Origin of the sequence: Bacillus cereus group sp. N12 (assembly GCF_016483575.1) — a bacterium.
Classification (GTDB): Bacteria; Bacillota; Bacilli; order Bacillales; family Bacillaceae_G; genus Bacillus_A; species Bacillus_A toyonensis.
Window position 1 is genome coordinate 1 of record NZ_JAEHBO010000284.1, and the last position, 235, is coordinate 235.

Genomic DNA, 235 nt, shown 5'->3' on the forward strand with positions numbered 1-235 from the left:
ATCTAGTAGTTGTCCTTGCATTAATGGTGACCAAGCTTCAAGCTGAATACCATGCTCTTTACAGAAAGTGTGCAATTCTTCTTGTGCTAAACGTGGATGGTATTCCACTTGGTTAACCATAGGCTTAATTTCAGCAATTTCAAATACGTCTTGCAAATGGTGAATATGGAAATTACTCACGCCAATAGCGCGCACACGACCATCTTTATAAAGTTGCTCTAAAGCTTTCCATGAT

Annotated in this window: 1 protein-coding gene; it reads right to left on the reverse strand. The window is 39.1% G+C overall.

Features of this window, described 5'->3' with window-relative positions; translation table 11 throughout:
* Window positions 1–235 (reverse strand): aldo/keto reductase (locus tag JDS92_RS30500; protein ID WP_199633073.1); only part of this gene is annotated, 235 nt, incomplete at both ends.